At 48.3% G+C, this 19461-nt stretch carries 21 protein-coding genes; 18 read left to right on the top strand and 3 right to left on the bottom strand.

The genetic code is table 11. The features are described 5' to 3' along the window. Positions 1-32 precede the first annotated feature (32 nt). Positions 33-653, bottom strand: coding sequence for a TetR/AcrR family transcriptional regulator (locus ATH33_RS09625; protein WP_037994228.1), 621 nt, complete (start codon positions 651-653; stop codon positions 33-35). Positions 654-852: 199 nt separating this feature from the next. Between ATH33_RS09625 and ATH33_RS09620 the strand changes: the two genes are divergently transcribed. Beyond that, positions 853-2400, top strand: a complete 1548-nt coding sequence (locus tag ATH33_RS09620) for an FAD-dependent monooxygenase (protein WP_121874382.1) — start codon at positions 853-855, stop codon at positions 2398-2400. Positions 2401-2458: 58 nt separating this feature from the next. On the opposite strand, the gene ATH33_RS09615 is transcribed toward ATH33_RS09620, so the two are convergent. Beyond that, positions 2459-3295 carry an HAD family hydrolase gene (locus tag ATH33_RS09615; RefSeq protein WP_121874353.1) on the bottom strand — a complete coding sequence of 279 codons (837 nt, stop codon included), beginning with the start codon at positions 3293-3295 and terminating at the stop codon, positions 2459-2461. 147 nt (positions 3296-3442) lie between these two features. Here ATH33_RS09615 and ATH33_RS09610 point away from each other — a divergent pair, with 147 nt between their 5' ends. From ATH33_RS09610 to ATH33_RS09550, 13 genes are all read left to right on the top strand, one after another. After that, positions 3443-4039, top strand: a complete 597-nt coding sequence (locus ATH33_RS09610; protein WP_049719697.1) for a uracil-DNA glycosylase — start codon at positions 3443-3445, stop codon at positions 4037-4039. Beyond that, on the top strand, positions 4036-5748 hold the full coding sequence (locus ATH33_RS09605) for an ABC-ATPase domain-containing protein (protein ID WP_037994232.1): 1713 nt from the start codon (positions 4036-4038) through the stop codon (positions 5746-5748). Before ATH33_RS09610 ends, ATH33_RS09605 begins: the two co-directional genes overlap by 4 nt. Further along, positions 5745-6176: a ribonuclease HI gene (rnhA, locus tag ATH33_RS09600; RefSeq protein WP_037994234.1), complete on the top strand. Its 432-nt coding sequence runs from the start codon at positions 5745-5747 to the stop codon at positions 6174-6176. Before ATH33_RS09605 ends, rnhA begins: the two co-directional genes overlap by 4 nt. Positions 6177-6247: 71 nt before the next feature. Next, positions 6248-7396, top strand: coding sequence for a tRNA epoxyqueuosine(34) reductase QueG (gene queG / locus ATH33_RS09595; protein WP_121874352.1), 1149 nt, complete (start codon positions 6248-6250; stop codon positions 7394-7396). 270 nt (positions 7397-7666) lie between these two features. After that, positions 7667-8194, top strand: coding sequence for a methylated-DNA--[protein]-cysteine S-methyltransferase (locus ATH33_RS09590; RefSeq protein ID WP_037994238.1), 528 nt, complete (start codon positions 7667-7669; stop codon positions 8192-8194). 65 nt (positions 8195-8259) lie between these two features. Then, on the top strand, positions 8260-8865 hold the full coding sequence (locus ATH33_RS09585; RefSeq protein WP_131470852.1) for a hypothetical protein: 606 nt from the start codon (positions 8260-8262) through the stop codon (positions 8863-8865). Positions 8866-8926: 61 nt separating this feature from the next. Further along, positions 8927-9424, top strand: coding sequence for an amidase domain-containing protein (locus ATH33_RS09580; protein WP_165489712.1), 498 nt, complete (start codon positions 8927-8929; stop codon positions 9422-9424). Positions 9425-9496: 72 nt separating this feature from the next. Continuing rightward, positions 9497-9961 carry a tRNA (cytidine(34)-2'-O)-methyltransferase gene (locus ATH33_RS09575; RefSeq protein WP_037994242.1) on the top strand — a complete coding sequence of 155 codons (465 nt, stop codon included), beginning with the start codon at positions 9497-9499 and terminating at the stop codon, positions 9959-9961. Positions 9962-9991: 30 nt separating this feature from the next. Next, positions 9992-10741 (top strand): HAD family hydrolase, encoded by a 750-nt coding sequence (locus tag ATH33_RS09570; protein ID WP_049719701.1) that lies wholly within the window; start codon positions 9992-9994, stop codon positions 10739-10741. 207 nt (positions 10742-10948) lie between these two features. Further along, positions 10949-12844, top strand: coding sequence for a PrkA family serine protein kinase (locus ATH33_RS09565; RefSeq protein ID WP_121874351.1), 1896 nt, complete (start codon positions 10949-10951; stop codon positions 12842-12844). A 91-nt stretch (positions 12845-12935) separates the two neighbouring features. Then, positions 12936-14081, top strand: a complete 1146-nt coding sequence (gene yhbH, locus ATH33_RS09560; RefSeq protein WP_037994248.1) for a sporulation protein YhbH — start codon at positions 12936-12938, stop codon at positions 14079-14081. Positions 14082-14214: 133 nt separating this feature from the next. Continuing rightward, positions 14215-14535: an NUDIX domain-containing protein gene (locus ATH33_RS09555; protein WP_309485144.1), complete on the top strand. Its 321-nt coding sequence runs from the start codon at positions 14215-14217 to the stop codon at positions 14533-14535. A gap of 304 nt (positions 14536-14839) precedes the next feature. Continuing rightward, positions 14840-15445 (top strand): LysE/ArgO family amino acid transporter, encoded by a 606-nt coding sequence (locus tag ATH33_RS09550; RefSeq protein ID WP_037994309.1) that lies wholly within the window; start codon positions 14840-14842, stop codon positions 15443-15445. A gap of 129 nt (positions 15446-15574) precedes the next feature. Here the strand turns inward: ATH33_RS09550 and ATH33_RS09545 are convergent, their stop codons facing one another. Beyond that, positions 15575-16180, bottom strand: a complete 606-nt coding sequence (locus ATH33_RS09545; RefSeq protein WP_170151255.1) for a pentapeptide repeat-containing protein — start codon at positions 16178-16180, stop codon at positions 15575-15577. A gap of 109 nt (positions 16181-16289) precedes the next feature. On the opposite strand from ATH33_RS09545, the gene ATH33_RS09540 reads away from it, so the two are divergent. The 4 genes from ATH33_RS09540 to ATH33_RS09525 all read left to right on the top strand — a co-directional run bounded on the left by ATH33_RS09540 (position 16290) and on the right by ATH33_RS09525 (position 19411). Beyond that, on the top strand, positions 16290-17459 hold the full coding sequence (locus ATH33_RS09540; protein ID WP_170151254.1) for a zeta toxin family protein: 1170 nt from the start codon (positions 16290-16292) through the stop codon (positions 17457-17459). Next, positions 17449-17982 (top strand): class IV adenylate cyclase, encoded by a 534-nt coding sequence (locus ATH33_RS09535; RefSeq protein ID WP_037994251.1) that lies wholly within the window; start codon positions 17449-17451, stop codon positions 17980-17982. The genes ATH33_RS09540 and ATH33_RS09535 overlap by 11 nt, the downstream gene beginning before the upstream one ends. A 20-nt stretch (positions 17983-18002) precedes the next feature. Beyond that, on the top strand, positions 18003-18590 hold the full coding sequence (locus tag ATH33_RS09530; protein WP_231855177.1) for an HD domain-containing protein: 588 nt from the start codon (positions 18003-18005) through the stop codon (positions 18588-18590). A gap of 62 nt (positions 18591-18652) precedes the next feature. After that, entirely contained in the window at positions 18653-19411 is a 759-nt protein-coding gene (locus ATH33_RS09525; RefSeq protein ID WP_037994253.1) for an NAD-dependent deacylase, read from the top strand. Positions 19412-19461 lie beyond the last annotated feature (50 nt).

Genomic DNA, 19461 nt, shown 5'->3' with positions numbered 1-19461 from the left:
CCTGCGCTTTTTATTTATTTGCAAAGGGAAGGTCAAGCTTTTTTCAAACCGGCGGCAAAGAATGGTCCGTTCACAGTGATGGTGGATAGGATACGCGCCATTTCCTCGGGGGATTCTTTTCTTCCGCTGTTTAACCACTGCTGAACCACTCCGATATGGGCGGAAGCAATATAAGAAATCAGGTAATGTCCCGGAACCAGCAAATTTTCTTCTTTCAATATGGAGTTTGGATTGTTTTTGATGAGTGCATTCCACATGAATTCTTTCAATCGGTTTTGAAAAGTCAAGTCTCCTTTGGGGCCCAACAATGTTTTCATAAACCGGTGATTTTGATTGATATATCCCAAAATGGAAACAATCGTGCTCACCGGTTTTAAAGTGGGGGACGAGTCATTGATTTCAGAAAGGGCATTCGGCAGATTCCGTTTGACGATTTCTGCCATCTCCGTCAGGATCTCTTCCTGATATTTGTCCATGAGATCAAACTTGTCCTGATAGTGCGCATAAAAGGTTCCCCGGTTGATCCCGGCTCTCGTGGTGATGTCTTTTACGGTGATCGCGTCAAAGCCTTTTTCCTCCATCAATTCCACGAATGCTTCTTTAATCGTTTTCCGCGTTCGAAGTACACGCAGATCCGTTTGATTTTTTCGCATCGGGCTCCTCCTTCCCTTTTTGTACGACACTGCATCCGGAAGTGTTCCATAACCGACAGATTCCGCCGTTTTGATCATTGTTGCGGATGAAATCCAAAAATTATAATGAAAATGAACAACCTGTTGTTTATTATACAGGAAGTAAAAATCGGCGTGAAAAATGGTATGGTTCACTTTAAAGCGGAAAGAAGGGAAAGGAATGAAACCCCAAGTACTCATTGTCGGTGCCGGCCCCACCGGCTTGGCGCTGGCCATTTCGCTTCAAAAACAAGGGATTCCTTTTCGGATCATTGATCAAAATCGGGGGCCCGGCACACTTTCCAGAGCCATGGCGGTTCATGCCAGAACCTTGGAGCTATACAGCCAGTTCGGTTTGGCGGACCGGTTGATCGAGGCCGGCATCAAAGTGGCCGAATTACAAATTTTTAAAGATGCGGAATCGGTATCCAAAGTGGAATTGGGCGAAAAAATGGCGGAAAACATCAGCCCTTATCCTTATCTGTTAAGTCTGGCCCAAGATGAGCATGAAGCCATATTAATCGAATATTTAAATGCCAAAGGTGTTGGGGTCGAGTGGGAAACCGGACTGTTGGATTTAAAGGAAACGGATGGCAGGGTTCATGTCATAATTCAAAGGCAGGGAATGAAAGAGGAACCATCTTATGATTATGTGTGCGGGTGTGACGGAGCGCACAGCACGGTTCGAAAAGCGTTGGGGCTCGGCTTTCCGGGCGGAACCTACGAGCAAGTCTTTTTTGTGGCGGATGTCAAAACCAAAAATCCTTTGCAAGGGATGGGAGCCGGATTTTCAGAAAGAGAATTTTGCCTGGCTGTCAATCTCCGCGACAAGGAGCATGCCCGGTTTATCGGGCTGATTCCGAAAGAAGTTTTAAGCCGGGGCATTCCGGAGGACTTGACGCCGCTGATTCCCTTGATTGAAAAAATCTTTCCGGTGAAAATTGAAGAAGTCAACTGGTACTCTTCGTACAAAGTCCATCACCGAGTCAGTGAAAAGTTTCGCGTCGGCCGGGTTTTTTTAGCCGGCGATGCGGGGCATATTCACAGTCCGGCAGGGGGACAAGGCATGAATACCGGCATCGGGGATGCGATGAATCTGGGTTGGAAGATTGCCGCGGTTTTGCAAAAGAAAGCGGATGAACGAATATTGGATTCATATGAACAGGAGCGGTTGAGCTTTGCCAAAACATTGGTCGCCACCACGGACCGGTTCTTTAAAGGAGTGATTCGGGTGATGGAAGGAAAAGGACTGTCTTCCTCCTTTTATAAAGAAGTGTTTATTCCTCGTCTCCTTCCCAAACTGGTCAAACTTCCGGGAGCAAAAGAAAAGTTCTTTAAAACTGTCTCACAAACACAAGTCAATTATCGGGGCAGTTTGCTCAGCGCCGGAAAAACCGGAGCGATCCAAGGGGGCGACCGTTTGCCGTGGGTGCAAACCGGCGGCGGGGAAAACTATAAACCATTGCAATCGGTGGATTGGCAACTTCATCTTTATGGCGAAACCACCCCGTCCCTGCGAAAGTTTGCAGATAAAAACGCGATGGTTTTGCATGAAGTGAAATGGACGCCGGACATGGGCAAATCAGGAATTCAGAAAAACTCGGTTTTTCTGGTGAGGCCGGACGGCTATATCGCTGTGGCCGGTACCCCTCAAGAGGTTGACAAAATGCAGGCTTTTCTGGATGAATACCGCATTGTCCCGTTTGGGAACGAACCGTTTCCGTGTTAAAAATCATGTTCAAAAGAAAGACGACAGGAAGTCCGATCCGTCCCTGTCGTCCTTTTTTCTATAACGATGCTTTGGCTTTGTGGGGAAGCAAATGGTGTTGGATGAAATGTTTAACCCCGTCTTGGTGATGTGGCGGCACATGCACCGCGGCTTGTTGCAACACGAGCGGATGGGCGTTGGCCACTGCGGCCGGCAAGCCGACGATTTCCAGCATGGACAAGTCATTCAAGTGGTCTCCGATGGCCGCGGCTTGGCCGGCCTGAAGATGAATGCTTTCCAACAGTTGCAACACGGCATTTCCTTTTGAGATTCCGGAAGGCAGGATTTCAAAGTATTCATCCGAAGACAAGATGCAATCTAACGGAAATGCGTCCGACCGTTGCTTGGACCAATCGAGCATGGCCTTCATCTCTTCCTTTTCGGCGATTGCCACCACTTTCAAATAAGGAATGTCCGGCAATTTATCAAAAGAAGAGATGATTTCGGGTTCAAATCCTTCGTCGATGCTGGCTTGGGTCACATACCCGATTTTGGTTCCGTAAACCCGGTCCAACCCGTAGACAAAAATGTCCACTTGGGGAGGAATGGTTTTCTTCCATTCCTTCACCAGTTGGAGAATCATTTGGCGCTCAAAGGTTTTGACCGGAATTTGTTTGTTGGAAACCGGATCGTACATGGCGGCGCCGTTGCACAAAATGACAGGAACCTGAATCTCCAATTCTCCAATAAACCGTTTGGCTTCCATATACGTTCTTCCGGTGGCGAGGGTGAAAACGCCTCCTGATTTCCGGAAGGATGCGATGGCATTTTTATTGGCTTCGGAAATTTGTCTTTTATCGTCAAGCAGGGTGCCGTCAATATCTGAGACAAAGAAAGGATAAGGTAACAGTTCCAATGATTTTCAACTCCTTTGCTATTTCCGGAATAAAGCAGAAAGATCAACAGGAGGTTGAGTTTTTGTTAAAGCTTTTGAAATGGAATTCCTAAGAGTATAACATATTTCTTGACAGAGGAGAAACCAGAAGAAAAGGGAGAGAAGAGAATGGACCTTGAGACATTGGCGAAAAGATACGAGCAGTGCACCATGTGTCCGTTACACCAAAGAAGAACCCAAGTGGTGATGGGAGAAGGAAATCCCCGTTCTCCTTTGATGATTGTCGGTGAAGGACCGGGTGCCGATGAGGATCGCCAAGGCCGCCCTTTCGTCGGCAAAGCGGGACAACTGTTGAATAAAATTTTAGAAGCTGCCGAAATTCCCCGTCAAGAAATATTTATTACGAATATTGTCAAATGTCGTCCGCCGGGAAACCGGACGCCCAAGGATGAAGAAATGAATACATGTATTTCCATTTTACGGCAGCAATTTGTATTGATTCGTCCCAAAATAATTGTTACGTTAGGTGCAGCACCCACCCGGGCTTTAATCGATCCGTCTGCCCGGATCACCCGCGTCAGGGGAAAATGGATCCGGCGCAAAGGGGTGCTTTTCATGCCAACCTATCATCCGGCCTATCTGCTCCGGAACCCAAGCGCCAAAAGGGAGTCTTGGGAAGATTTCAAGCAGATCCGGGATGTATACAAAAAACTTTTAAATAATGCTTCCAAACAGGACAAGCATGAGGATGGTGAACCGCAATGAAACAGTTAAGCCAAATTTTAAAACGCATTGACGGAAAAGGGTACAAAGCCTACAAAGACTTGCAGGGGACCTATCAATTTCCGGATTTTCAATTATTCATCGATTATGTTCAGGGAGATCCTTTTGCCACTCCGTCCAGAGTGCGGGTGCGATTGGAGCGGAAAGAGGTTCCCGTCGATCTGTCCTGGATTCAAACCCGGGAGAGAAAAGTGGCATTGGAAGACTGGTTGGCCCGGAAATGGTCGCACCGGTTGGAGAAGTATTCCTTTAAAGCTTCCGGCACGGGAAAAAGCGGATTGATGACCATGGACCGGCCGGGACAGGAAATTTTGGAGAGAACGGCCGTGGTGGTGGAACCGGAATATATGGAAGCCCGGATACATATCGGATTGCCGGCCCGGGGACGGACGGTTTTGGGCAGGCAGGCGGAACAAATGCTGCTTGATTTCCTGCCCCGGATTGTCAGAGAAATGAAGCTGTCGGAGAAGGACATAAAAAAGATTGAAGACCGGATGAAACTGACAGACAACCAGCAGGCGATCCGCAAAGCGCTGAAAGAAAACGGATGGGTTGCGTTTGTGGCGGACGGAGCGGTTTTGCCGCGTGAAAGCGGGATCAGCAACCGCCCCTTAAAAAGCGGAAAAGTGGTTCCATTCCGCTCGCCGGAGTCATTGCAAGCGGTGATTCCGGTGCCGCATGGCGAACCGATTTCCGGCATGGCGATTCCCGAAGGCATCACCCTCATCGTGGGAGGGGGCTATCACGGAAAAAGCACCTTGCTCAAGGCCATTGAGCGCGGGGTGTACAACCATGTTGCCGGAGACGGCAGGGAATATGTGATTACCGTGGAAGATGCCGTCAAGATTCGGGCCGAAGACGGACGCCGGGTGGAAAAGGTGAACATTTCCCCGTTTATCAGCCGGTTGCCTCTGGGCAAAGATACGGATCAATTCTCCACCGAAGATGCCAGCGGAAGCACTTCCCAAGCGGCCAACATCATGGAAAGCCTCGAAATGGGAAGCACCTGCCTTTTGGTGGATGAAGATACCAGTGCCACCAACTTTATGATCCGGGATGCACGGATGCAGTCTTTGGTGGCCAAAGGAAAAGAACCGATCACCCCGTTTATTGACAAAGTGCGCCAGCTTTATGAAGAAAACCGGGTGTCCACCATTTTGGTCCTGGGCGGATCCGGGGATTACTTCGATGTGGCGGATCATGTGATCATGATGGACCATTACCTGCCTTATGATGTGACCCGTCAGGCCAAAGAAATTGCCGGTGTCCATCAATCGGGCAGAGCACCGGAAGGCGGAGAATCCTTCGGAGAGGTTTCCCGCCGCAACCCGGTTGCCAAAAGTTTTGATGCGAGAAAGGGCCGGAAAGAAAAGGCGGAAGCCAAAGGATTGAAAAGCATCCTTTTGGGTTCCGGCACGATTGATCTGACCTACTTGGAACAGTTGGTCGATCCCAGCCAAACCCGTGCCATCGCCCAAATTTTGCGTTTGCTCGGAGAGCGAGCAGATGGCAGGAAATCATTGCGGCAATTGCTGGAGGAAATCGAATCGGAAATCAAGGAAAAAGGATTGGACTGGATTTCCCCGTTTCGCGGGCATCCCGGGGATTTGGCACTTCCCCGCAAATACGAAATCGCAGCGGCTGTCAACCGGATGCGGACGCTGGCGGTCAAAGGAGAGAATGGGCGTTGAAAGAAGTGATTGTCTATACCGATGGGGCCTGTTCCCACAATCCCGGCCCGGGGGGATGGGCGGCCGTATTGATGTATAAAGAACACCATAAGGAAATTTCCGGGGGCGAGGAAGTGACCACCAATAACCGGATGGAACTGACCGCAGTCATCGAGGCGTTATCCCGGCTGAAAGAACCTTGCCGTGTCAAGGTGCATTCAGACAGTGCATACATTGTCAACTGCATGCAGCAAAAATGGTATGAGAAATGGGCAAAAAACGGTTGGATGACCTCCGGGAAAAAGCCGGTGGAAAATCAAGATTTGTGGAAAAAATTGCTTGCGTTGATGGAAAAGCATGACGTGGAGTTTGTCAAAGTCAAAGGACACAGCAATGTGACGTGGAACAATCGCTGCGATGAGCTGGCCCGTGCGGCTGTACCTAAGTGATGGAATAAACTGATGGATCAAATGGATAGATAACAGTGATATAATAACAGGTTAAAAAGGGGGTGAGAAAGGTGAATGCAGAGGAATTGAAGCAACGGTTGAAGGAAAAAGCAAAGGAAATCGGAATCGACAAAATCGGTTTTGCCAGCGCGGATCCGTTTACTGAGCTCAAGGAGAGACTGAAGGAGAGCCGGGAAAAAGGATATGCATCCGGTTTTGAAGAGCCGGACATCGAAAAACGGGTGGATCCCGGTCTGTCTCTTCCTCAAGCGAAAACAATCATCGCCATTGCCCTGAGTTATCCCTCCCGGTTAAAAAATGCCCCGCGCTCGGAAGAAGGGGCTTATCGGGGGTATTTTTGCCGGGCTTCTTGGGGGCAGGACTACCATGATGTGTTAAAAGAACGGCTCCGCCAATTGGAAGCGGCATTAAAAGAGTGGGTGCCCGAAGCGCGGACCATGATCATGGTGGATACCGGCGCATTGTCGGATCGGGCCGTGGCAGAAAGAGCAGGCATCGGCTGGAGCGGAAAAAACACGGCGATCATCACGGAGGAATTTGGTTCCTGGGTTTACTTGGGGGAAATGATCACCGATGTGTATCTCCCTCCGGATGAACCGGTGACGGACGGATGCGGCGATTGCACGCTTTGCCTCGATGCCTGTCCGACCGGGGCGCTGGTGCAACCGGGGCAATTGAATGCCCAATCCTGCATTGCTTATCTCACCCAGACGAAAGGTTTTTTGCCGGATGAATACAGGGGGAAAATCGGAAATCGTCTTTACGGGTGCGATACCTGCCAAATCGTTTGCCCGAAAAACCGGAAGATCGATTTTGACCATCAACCGGAATTTCGCCCGGATGCGGAAAAAGTGAAGCCGCTTTTGAAGCCGCTGCTTTCCATCAGCAACCGGGAGTTTAAGGAAACGTACGGATCGATGGCCGGTTCATGGCGGGGGAAAAAACCGATCCAACGAAATGCGATTTTGGCTTTGGCCCACTTCCGGGATCGCTCCGCCGTTTCCGGTCTTGTCCGGCTGCTTCGGGACGACCCGCGCCCGGTCATCCGGGGAACGGCGGCATGGGCGTTGGGCAAAATCGGGGGAGATGAAGCGAAAGAAGCATTGCTTGAAGCCAAAGAAAAAGAAACCGATCCGGACGTCTTGCGGGAAATTGACAAAGGTCTGGAATTCTTTGCCGGGGACCCGGTTGTCTCCTGAAAGATTCATCCGATTGAAACCAAGTTGATCAAGAGGAGTTTTTACAGATAAAGAGAATTCATTCTAAACACTAGAGAATAATGCATGTGAAACAGGTTTTTAAGGATCTTCGGTTTCAATCATCCGGAAGATGCGATGGTTGGTATTCCTTTATCAGGACGGCAGCACCCCTTGAATATGAATTTCTTGCAACATTTTGCAAATCGATTCGTCTATAATCTGAAGATGTTTTTTGTCAAGTGACGAAATCCCGAATGGGAGGTTTATTTCATGGCCTCAGGGACGCAACGTATGGTTTGGAGTCACATGGAAAGTCCGGTCGGTTTGATCACCCTGTTGGCGAATCAGCGGGGGCTTATTTACTTGGACTTTTGCAAACAAAACGATCCCGTTTTGGGAGCCGGGATCTGGTTGAATCATTGGTTTCGCCATTACACACTGGAAAAGAACGAGCAGGCATTGCTCCCGTATATGGACGAAATTGATGAGTATTTTCAGGGAACACGGAAGACATTTGAGATTCCGTTTGACCTGTACGGAACCCCGTTTCAAAAAAGAGTTTGGCGGCAGCTTTCCACCATTCCTTACGGCGAAGTCCGGACGTATAAAGAGATCGCGTCCGCCATCGGGTCGCCGAAAGCAGTGCGGGCAGTGGGCGGGGCCAACAATAAAAATCCGTTGTCCATCGTCATCCCTTGTCACCGGGTCATCGGTTCAAACGGTTCGCTGGTCGGATACGGAGGCGGCCTCCATATTAAAGAATACCTGCTGACACTGGAAGGTTGGTTAAAACCATAAACAAAGCAAAACACGGATCCTGCGGATGGAAACATCCGTTTTTCTTTTTGAATGGGGGAATTCATATGATTTTACATCACAGGAAAAAAAAGAAAAAGATCCGGGGTTGGAAAAGACAAGTCCGGAAAATCGAGCACTGGAAACAGGCGGCGATGGCGTTACCTCTTCGGGAATTGGAAGAATACGAGCGTGTTCCCCCGTTGCATGTTTTAAAGAGAAGGAAGCCCCCTTTGTGGTATCAGCAATTGTTATTGGAAGCATTGCTGGATGTCAGTGAATACTGGCAGCAAAAACTGCAGCAAGCCCGGAAAGATTGTGAACTGCAGCTGTGGCTTTTTCTTCCGCACATGACGGAATCGCAAATTGTTGTCTCGACAGGTGAATCCCGTCCGCCGTGGGGGATGTTTGACCCCGATCCGGATCCGAAACCTTTTCCCGGCAATTGGTTTCCCCGGTTGAAGGCGCGGTTGGATCAACTGGATTGGAATCTTCATATCGAAAGTGATGTGTTTACAAAAAGCGATTTGAAAAAAAGCTCCCTCGCTTCCCAAGAGATCAAGCAAATTTTGGGCAAAGTTTATCAGCAGACCGAGCTTCACTTGTGCGAAGGAAAGAAAGAGACCATTTACAGTGTCAAAGTGGGAGAGGTTTGGGTGGGCCGCTTTAAATAGAGAATGATCCCGTTGCCGGATTCATAGGATGTTTGTAAAAACCGAAAAAGGAGCGTTGTGGATGACGAGCATGGTTTACAACCGGCAACGGGCGGTCGCTTTTGCCAATCGATACTGGAACAGCCACCATCCCGGATATCTGCTTTTTGAAGATGACTGTACCAATTTTGTTTCCCAATGCCTGTATGCAGGCGGAATGCCCATGGTTTTCGGGAGCAGGAACGAGGGATGGTGGTACCGGAGAGACAGCAGGAACCACCAATGGAGTTTCAGCTGGTCGGTTGCCCACAGTTTGTATCTGTTTTTGAAAAAAGGGGGTTCCACGGGCAGATGCCGAATGGTCGGGTCGGCCGGGGAGCTTTTATTGGGGGATGTGATTTGTTATGATTGGGAAGGAGACGGGCGTTTCAATCACAATACGATTGTAACGGCGTATGATGCAGACGGACAGCCGCTGGTCAATGCGCATACCCAAAACAGCCTGCATCGCCGTTGGGAGTATCGTGATTCCCCCGCCTGGACACCACAGACACGCTATGTGTTTTTCCGCATTGAATAGGAACAGTTGAAGAGGATTTTCTTTTTCAGGTAAAATAGACAGGAAGTTTGGACAGATGGAAGGGATGAAACTGTGCCGTTTCATATCGTGCTGGTTGAACCGGAAATTCCGCAAAATACAGGAAACATTGCCCGCACTTGTTCGGTGACCGGGGCGAAATTGCATTTGGTTCGTCCGCTGGGTTTTGAGATCGATGACAGCAAATTAAAACGGGCCGGTCTCGATTATTGGCATGAACTCGATATCGAATATCATGATTCCTTTGACGAATTGAAGGAAAAGTACCCGGATGGGCGCTTTTTTTGTGTGGAAACCTTTGCGAAAAAACATTATACCGAACCGTTTTACCGGGAAAATGATTTTTTTGTTTTCGGCAAAGAAACCAAAGGATTGGCGCCTGAAATTTTGGAGGCGCACAAGGATACCATGATTCGGATTCCCATGCGGCCGGTCTCCCGTTCGTTAAACTTATCGAACTCCGTTGCCATTGTTTTGTATGAAGGGTTGAGACAAACCGGCTTTAAGAACCTGGTCTGACGGAGATTCACACAGAAAGAGGGACATCTTATGATCAAAGCATGCTTGTTTGATTTGGACGGTACGCTGCTGCCGCTTGACACGGAGTCTTTCGTACGCATTTACTTAAAAGAACTGGCGGGAAAGGTGAAGCACCTGATCGCTCCTGATCAACTGATCCAAACCATTTGGGAAGCGACGGAAGCCATGATTAAAAGCGGGGACGGGACAAGGACCAACGAACAAATTTTTGAACGGGAGTTTCTCAAACGTTCGGGGCTGGACCGGGAAATCATCTGGCCTTTATTCAATCAATTTTATGAACAAGATTTCCCGAAACTTTCCAAATATACAAAGGTGAGTCCTTTGTCCCGGAAAGTGGTACAAGCCGCGGTGGATCACGGGTATAAAGTCGCAGTGGCAACCAATCCGGTTTTCCCGAAGGCCGCAATCATGGAGCGGTTGAAATGGGCTGGAATCAATGATCTGCCCTTTCAATGGGTGACTGTGTATGAAGAGGCCCACTATTGCAAACCCAATCCCAAATATTATCTGGAAGTTGCCGGGCGGATCGGGGTCCGGCCGGAAGAATGTGTCATGATCGGCAACGATATGCAGGAAGACATGGTGGCTTCCACCACGGGAATGAAAACATTCTATTTGAAATCCGAATACCAAATCGACCGGGGAAAACCGACGTATCCGGTTGATGATGCCGGGGATCTTCAAACCTTGTTGGAATCGATCCAACAGCAAACCGGCGTATTTGAAAAAAGAGATTCTGAGCCATCCATCCGCTGAAGATTTTTGAAAAACCTCAGATTTTTTCCTGAGGTTTTTCTATCTTTTTCCTTTAAATTCTGATAAAATAGAAGTAACAACTTTCTAAATAGCGCATATATATGATAGAAAATCACGCCTTAGTCTCTTTTCCTTTTTCAGATTGTTAGTCACCAGGGATTTGAAAAGTCAACGGTTTGGTTTGAAAGTTTAGAGAGGAGGCTTTCCATGGATCATTTCCTCAGACGCCTTGAGGAGTATCGCAACCGCGAGAAGAGCTTGGAATGGGAAGGAACCTTCATTGACTATCTGGACATTGTGAAGAAAAATCCCCGCGTGGCTCAAACCGCTCATTCCCGAGTTTACGATATGATTATAAAAGACGGTGTTTCAACCGATTCACAAGGAAATAAAAAATACCATTTCTTCACAAAAGAGCTGTTCGGGCTGGATCAGGCCATCACCCGCCTGGTCGAAGAGTATTTTCACTCCGCCGCCCGGCGCTTGGATGTCAGAAAACGGGTCCTTCTGCTGATGGGACCGGTCAGTGGAGGAAAGTCCACCATCGTCACGCTGTTGAAAAAGGGGTTGGAGGAGTACTCCATGACCGACGAAGGGGCCGTTTACGCGATTAAAGGATGCCCGATGCATGAACAACCGCTCAACTTGATTCCCGAAGAGTTGAGGCCCGAATTTGAAAAAGAGTTTGGCGTAAAGATCGAAGGAAAACTTTGCCCGTCTTGCCGGTTCCGGTTGAAGGAAGAATTCAACGGACGGATTGAAGACGTTCCCGTGAAACGGATCATCTTGTCCGAGGATGAACGGGTCGGGATTGGAACGTTCAGCCCGTCTGACCCCAAATCACAGGATATCGCCGATTTGACGGGAAGCATTGACTTTTCCACCATCACCGAATACGGTTCGGAGTCCGATCCGCGCGCTTACCGGTTTGACGGCGAGCTGAACAAAGCCAACCGCGGGTTGATGGAGTTCCAGGAAATGCTCAAGTGCGATGAGAAGTTTCTGTGGAACTTGTTGTCACTGACCCAGGAAGGCAATTTCAAAGCCGGCCGTTTTGCACTTATCTCCGCGGATGAAGTGATTGTCGCCCACACCAATGAAGCCGAGTACAAAGCGTTTATTGCCAATAAGAAAAATGAAGCGCTGCAATCACGGATCATCGTGATGCCCATTCCGTATAATTTAAGCGTGACGGAAGAAGAAAGAATTTATAAAAAATTAATTGGACAAAGTGACCTGGCCCACATCCACATTGCCCCCCACTCGCTCAGAGCCGCAGCGATCTTTTCCATTCTGACCCGGTTGAAAGAATCGAAAAAAGTGGATCTTTTGACGAAAATGCGCCTGTATGACGGGGAAGTGGTCGAAGGATCCAAAGACATCGATGTGGATGAATTGCGCAATGAACATCTCGATGAAGGCATGTCCGGCATTGACCCCCGCTATGTCATCAACCGTATTTCCAGTGCACTCATCAAGACGGAAACCAATTTTATCAACGCTCTGGATATTCTTCGTTCCCTCAAAGACGGTTTGGACCAACATCCTTCCATTACTCCTGAGCAACGTGATAAATACCTCCATTTCATTTCCATCGCCCGGAAAGAATACGACGAAATCGCCAAAAAAGAAGTGCAAAAAGCGTTTGTCTACTCTTATGAAGAGTCGGCAGAAACCCTGATGGAAAATTATCTGGATAATGTGGAAGCTTATTGCAACTGGCAAAAAATCCGCGATCCGATCACCGGCGAAGAACTGGAGCCGGATGAAAAGTTGATGCGTTCCATTGAAGAGCAGATCGGCATTTCGGAAAACGCCAAAAAAGCGTTCCGCGAAGAGATTTTGATTCGCATTTCGGCTTATGCACGCAAAGGGAAAAAGTTTGATTATAAACAGCATCCCCGCCTGCGTGAGGCGATCCAGAAAAAATTGTTTGCCGATCTCAAGGACGTGGTGAAAATCACGACATCCACCAAAACCCCGGATGAAAACCAATTGAAAAAAATCAATGAAGTGATCAACCGGCTGGTGACCGAATACGGATACACGCCTGCCAGTGCCAATGAGCTTTTAAGATATGTGGGCAGTTTGTTAAACCGCTGATGGTCAAAAAATTGCGGCAAGGATTCTTCTGTCGGAAGGAGGATCCTTGCCGCAACAGTCTAAAGGGCTTGATTTCAGGGAGGTGAAATCCATGGCGCACCCCCCGTTTATTGTCTCTGAGGAAGACTGGTCCCTTCATCGCAAAGGATATCAGGACCAAATGCGGCACCAGGAAAAAGTGAAAGAAGCGATCCGAAAAAACCTGCCGGATTTAATCAGTGAAGAAAGCATCATTATGTCGGACGGGAAGCAGATCGTGAAAATCCCGGTTCGCTCCATTGAAGAATACCGTTTCCGTTATAACTACAACAAAGGGAAGCATGTGGGACAAGGAAATGGGGACAGCAAGGTGGGAGATGTGTTGGGGAAAGAACCCGGTTCCGGCAATCAGGGGCCGGGAAAAGGACAGGGAGCCGGCGATCAAGCAGGACACGATTATTATGAAGCGGAAGTCTCCGTGGAAGAATTGGAAGGCATGTTGTTTTCCGAGTTGGAACTGCCGCACCTGGAAAGTAAAGAAAGCCAGGATATGTCGGTGGACGACATCCGCTTCAATGATGTCCGCAAAAAAGGATTGATGGGAAACATCGATAAAAAACGCACGTTGCTGGCGGCCATTAAACGAAATGCACTGAAAGGAAGCAAAAAGACCCAAATCTCCGTTGATGATCTCCGCTTTAAAACATGGGAAGACATCGTCGTGCCGCATTCCAATGCGGTCGTAATCGCCATGATGGACACCAGCGGATCGATGGGGGTTTTTGAAAAATATATTGCCCGTAGTTTCTTTTTCTGGATGACCCGTTTCCTTCGCACCAAGTACGAAAATGTCGAGATCGTGTTCATCGCTCATCACACGGAAGCCAAGGAAGTGAGCGAGGAACAATTTTTCACCAAAGGGGAAAGCGGCGGAACCATTTGTTCCTCCGCCTACCGGAAAGCTCTGGAAATTATTGATTCCCGCTATCCGCATGACCGGTATAATATTTACCCGTTCCACTTTTCGGATGGAGACAATTTAAGTTCGGATAATGAACGCTGCGTTCAATTGGTGCGCGAAATCCTCAAACGTTCCAATATGTTTGGCTACGGGGAAGTCAACCAATATAACCGCCATTCCACCTTGATGAGTGCGTATCGCCATTTGAAAGTGCCGCGCTTTGCCCACTTTGTCATCCGGGAAAAAGGGCAAGTCTATGATGCGCTGAAGCACTTTTTTGGAAAGAAAGAGACTTGAATCAAAAAACGCCTTCTCTTTGAGGAGGTGTTTTTTCTTTTGGACAATGATTGGGGTACTAAATAGACAGATAGAAAGAGAATTGGTAAAATAATGATTATTTCGGGATTTGATCTAAAAGGAGTTGTCCGAGATGGCAACCAAGCGATTTACTGCACCGGTCACGATTCATCTCTTTTTTATCAAGGATCATCAAATTTTGTTGCTTCGTCGTTTCAATACGGGTTATGAAGACGGAAATTACTCTGTTGTCGCCGGTCATTTGGATGGCGGAGAGACCGTTAAACAAGCTGCCGTTCGCGAAGCAAAGGAAGAAGCCGGAGTACATTTGACAGAAGAGAACATTGAAATCGTCGGTGTCATGCATCGCAAAGCCGGGGATGAGCGGATCGATTTCTTTGCAACCGTGAAAGAATGGGAAGGAGAAATAAAGAATCAAGAACCTCATAAATGAGATGATTTAAGGTTCTTCCCGTTGGATCAATTACCGGTAAACACGATTCCGTATATTTTAAGGGCCATTGATAACTACAAAAAAGGCAAATGGTTTGACAGCTTCGGTTGGACTGAAAGAAAAAGATCAATAGTAGATCACTGATTTCAGAAGACGGCTGCTTTTGTGATCCAGCTGAAGAGATATGCTTTTTTGCGAAATGATTTTAGATTTCAAGAAGGGGATTCTTTAGCGTTTGCTGAATTAAATTACTCTGTTAAGAAACAGAAATCTGAAAGTGATCCGGAAAGGAAAGCAGTATAAAATGATCCAAGCCGTGATTCATGGAATCATTTTGTCTTTCGGGCTGATCTTGCCGCTCGGGGTTCAGAATGTTTTTGTTTTTAATCAGGGGGCCACGCAACCCAAGTTCCTCCGGGCTTTGCCGGTGGTTCTCACTGCATCGGTTTGTGACACGCTCCTGATCTCTTTGGCTGTTTTGGGCGTATCGGTTGTGGTTTTTGGCGTATATTGGGTCAAGGTGATGCTGATCCTCGCAGGCACCCTCTTTTTAATCTATATGGGATGGGTGACTTTCAAAAGCCAACCGGACCCGGATCAGCCGCAAAAGTCATCGCTTTCCCCAAAAAAGCAAATCGCTTTTGCTGTTTCCGTTTCATTGCTCAATCCGCATGCCATCATGGATACGATCGGGGTGATCGGCACCAGTTCCCTTTCCTACACCGGTGTCGAAAAGCTTGCTTTTACGCTTGCCTGTGTCGCCGTATCCTGGATCTGGTTCTTTTCCCTGGCATGGATGGGAAAGCAAGTGGGAAGGCTCCATCAATCCGCCGACGTGATCAACATGTTGAACAAGGTGTCGGCTTTCATTATGTGGGGCACGGCTTTGTACCTGCTGTTTACCATCTGAAGCCCGGAGCCTTTTCATCAACCTGGTGGCGAACCAACCGTCACCGGGTTGATTTTTGTTGTTTTAACCTGGCGGATATTTTATCAGTATAGATGTAGTTACATGTTTCATAGATAAACCGTCTGAAATTTACTCAACTGTTGCACCAAACGAGCGAGCGAGTTGGATGGCTTGCGCAAGGTCGATGCGGGTTCCTTTTAAGTTGGAGCTTTTCAAATCCACTCCTTCCAAGACGGCGCCTCTCAAATCGGATCCTTTGAAAGAAGCCCCTTGGATATTCGCGTAAGATAAATCCGCCTCTTTTAAATTGCATTTTTCAAACTCTGTACCATATAAGTCGGCTTCTTTGAACCGGATTCCGGAAAGGTCGCAACGTTTAAAATGCTGATTTCGCAACAAGGTGTAAGACCAGTCTCCGCCTTGGATGGAAACCCCGGTGAAATCGGCCTCGCCGAAGGAAGAGCCGGTCATTTTGCAGTTTTCAAAAACCGAAGCAAACAACCGGGCGTGTTCAAATTGACAATTGAAAAAGGCCGATCCCTGATGCGTGGAGCCGTTCAGGATTGCATGAGCAAAATGGCATTCATCAAAGACACAACGGATGGTGCTGATTTCCTTCAAAAACGTTTGTCTGAAACGGCAGCGGAGAAAATGGCAGTCTTCCATGGATACGTCGGGAATGCGTTGATGGCTGAAATCTTCATCGACGAACTCTTTTTTTGTCCACTTTGTCATGTCCATTCTCCCTTGTTAAGGTTGTTACAAAGAATATACAACAGTCTGGCGAATAAAGACAGGAGTGGTTTTATCGGCAAAATTTATGGGAACAGGAGGGAACGTGCTCGTGTCGGATGTTTGCTTCCGGAGTTTGGAGGATGTTGTGCGGGCGATGCCGGAGTGGGTGAAACTGGATGTCGCTATTGAAGTCATGGCCGAAGTGCTCTCGGATCAAAGACGGGCCATCGCGAACGAGGAAAAGAAAGAAAAGCCCGATCGGGAGAAACTGGAGCGGTTAAAAGCCGAAAAAAGGAAACTGTTGCAAGAAAGACAAGCCATGTACTCAGGAAACCGGGAGGTCATCCACAAGATCTTAACCGTGTACGGAAACAAGGTGAGAAAAAAATACACGGGGGTTGAACGGGTTGATTCATGCATGGATCCGTTATCGGAGGAAGAACATAACGAAATTTTGGAGCGTTTGAAACAGGAAGTGGAGGAGTTCACCGCTCCGGCAAAACATCCGGCCGCCGTGATTTTGGGCGGCCAGCCCGGAGCCGGGAAAGGCGGGCTGATTGCACTTGCGGAAAACGGGTTTTCCGGTCATTCTTTTGTGGTGATCAATGGCGATGAATTCCGGAAAGAACATCCCATGAGTAAAGAAATTTTGCTAAAGCAAGAGGAGGATTACGCCCGGTTGACGGATCCTGACGTCCGCCGGTGGACAAGGGATGTGTTCAAATATGCGATCCAAACCAAGCGGAATCTCGTTTTTGAGGGAACCATGAGAACCGACGGCCCGATTTGCAACACGCTTCAGCGTTTGAAACAACAAGGCTACCGTGTGATCGTCCGAGTGATGGCGGTACATGCGTTAGTCAGCCTGTTGGGAACTTATGAGCGGCATGAAGAACAAAAACAAATTTTCGGATATGGAAGGCCGGTGGCCAAAGCGTCGCATGATGCGGCTTATCGCGGTATGCTGAAAACTGTGGAACGGATTGAGAAAGAAAAACTTTTTGATGTTTTGGAAGTATACAACCGGGACAAGCATCTTCTATACGAAAACCGGGTCATCGGCCGTGCATGTCAAAAACCTCCGAAAGCGGTTGAGGCCATCATCGGGGAGCGGGAGAAAAAATGGACAGCGGATCAACTCCGCCGATTCATTCAAGCCTGGGACCAAGTGTTGGACAAAATGGTCTTCCGGTGTGCAGACCTGCGGGAAATCGGTTCGGCCCGGCAGCATCGTGATTTTATAATAAAAAGAAAGGGGGGAAGTCCATATGCCCATTGAATTTGAAGCCAAAGTCCTGGAAATCGATCCGGCTGAAATGATGGAACGGATCTTGCAAGCAGGCGGGGAAAAGTCCGGCGAATTTTTGATGCGGCGTTATGTCTATGAAATCACTCCGGGGGATCAAAGCAAATGGATCCGACTGCGCGATACGGGTGAAGAAGTCACGCTGGCGGTGAAAGAAGTGTACCATGACGGAATCGGCGGAACGGAAGAGATTGAGATCACCGTGAGCAGCTTTGAGGAGGCCGACCGGTTGCTCGGGAAATTGGGGTATCGTTCCAAGGGGTACCAGGAAAACCGGAGAACCCGTTTTTTGCTCAGTGGTGCGAGACTGGAGATTGACGAGTGGCCGGGTATCCCTCCGTATCTGGAGATTGAAGGAGAGTCCAAAGAGCATGTGATCCAAGTGGCTTTACAGCTTGGAGTGAAGGAAGAACAATTAACCGGTGAAAGTACCATCAAAACATTGGCCCGGTACGGGATCGGGCCGGAAGCTCTTCAATCATTGCGGTTTGAATGAGGAGGAAATTTTTGGTGAAGATGAAACTTCTCAGATCGTCCGGGAAAACTCCCGAACCGTTTAATGCGGATAGACTGGCAGACTTTCTTTCGCCTGAAGAAAACCGGTATCATCATATCTTGGGTGTTGTCCGTTCTATGAAAGAGATTTTGCCAAAGTTAAACTTGAATGAGGAAGTGAAAAGAGAACTGATTCAAGCCGCTTTTCTCCACGATATCGGTTATAGTCCCAAGTTAAACAAAACCAACTTTCATCCCTTTGACGGAGCTTGTTTTGCTCTTAAGGCCGGTTTTAACAAGCCGGTGATTGCCGCAGTCCTTTTTCATTCGGAAGCTTATGAAACGGTCAAGGAAAAAAGAAGCGATTTGCTTCCAACCTATTCTTTGAATCATGAACTGTTGGATGAACAAGACCGGCTGTTTACAGACTTGGTCACTTATTGTGATGTTCAAACCTCGCCGCAAGGGGAAAAAGTCAGTTTGGATGAAAGGGTCCGGGACGTGGTGAAGCGCTATGGAGAGCATCATCCGGTCAGCCGGATGATGATTCAGTGCAAACCGAAATACCAAGACATCATCAACCGCGTTAACCGGTGGATCTGTTCATAAAGCCGAGACTGGCTTCCGGATCAAAATCGTCTTAACATGGATGGGAGAAGGAGGGTAAGGGCATGAGAGAATGGGTGAAAAAGGTTCAAAATGCCAACCATCTCGTGGTTTTGACCGGGGCGGGGATGTCCACGGAAAGCGGGCTCCCGGATTTCCGCTCACAAGGCGGGCTTTGGAGCGGCAGGGATCCCAATGAAATTGCCACCCCGGGTGCCATCGGGACGAAAGATTTTTTTGAGTTTTACCAGATGCGGGTGGAAGAGTTGTTGAAACATCATCCCAATATCGGCCATTATGTGTTGGCTGAACTGGAAAAAGAAGGCATGGTGAAAGCGATCCTGACGCAGAACATTGACGGTTTCCATCAGCGGGCGGGAAGCCAAAAAGTGATCGAGATTCACGGTCACATGCGCCATCTGGTTTGTTCCGGCTGCGGAAAAGAGTATCCGGCCACTTCGTATCGTGAAGGCACTTATTATTGTACCGATGAGCAGTGCCAGGCTCCTCTCCGGCCGCCGATTGTGCTGTTTGGGGAACCGCTGGACACGGCTTCCTGGAATGAGGCAGTTCTGGAAGTGGAGAAAGCGGATCTGATTCTCGTGATGGGCACGTCCTTGCAAGTGTATCCTTTTGCCGGGTTGGTGGAGATCGCCCATGAAACCGGTTCGGATGTTATCATCATCAACCAGAGTGCCACACCGCTTGATTCCTTGGCGGATCAACTCATCCGCGACAGCATCGGGCTGGTTCTGAGCGAAGCCGGAAAAGCCCTGTTGGGGGAGAAGCGGTTACGGCAATTGGAAGAAAAGGTGCAAAATTAAAGGCTGGGATGTGGATCATTTAGATTGACAAGTCGAAAATATGTTATATT

Source organism: Thermoactinomyces vulgaris, from assembly GCF_003688725.1.
GTDB lineage: Bacteria > Bacillota > Bacilli > Thermoactinomycetales > Thermoactinomycetaceae > Thermoactinomyces > Thermoactinomyces vulgaris.
The sequence above is the reverse complement of the archived record's forward strand: the minus strand, read 5'-3'. Positions and strand labels throughout refer to the sequence as shown.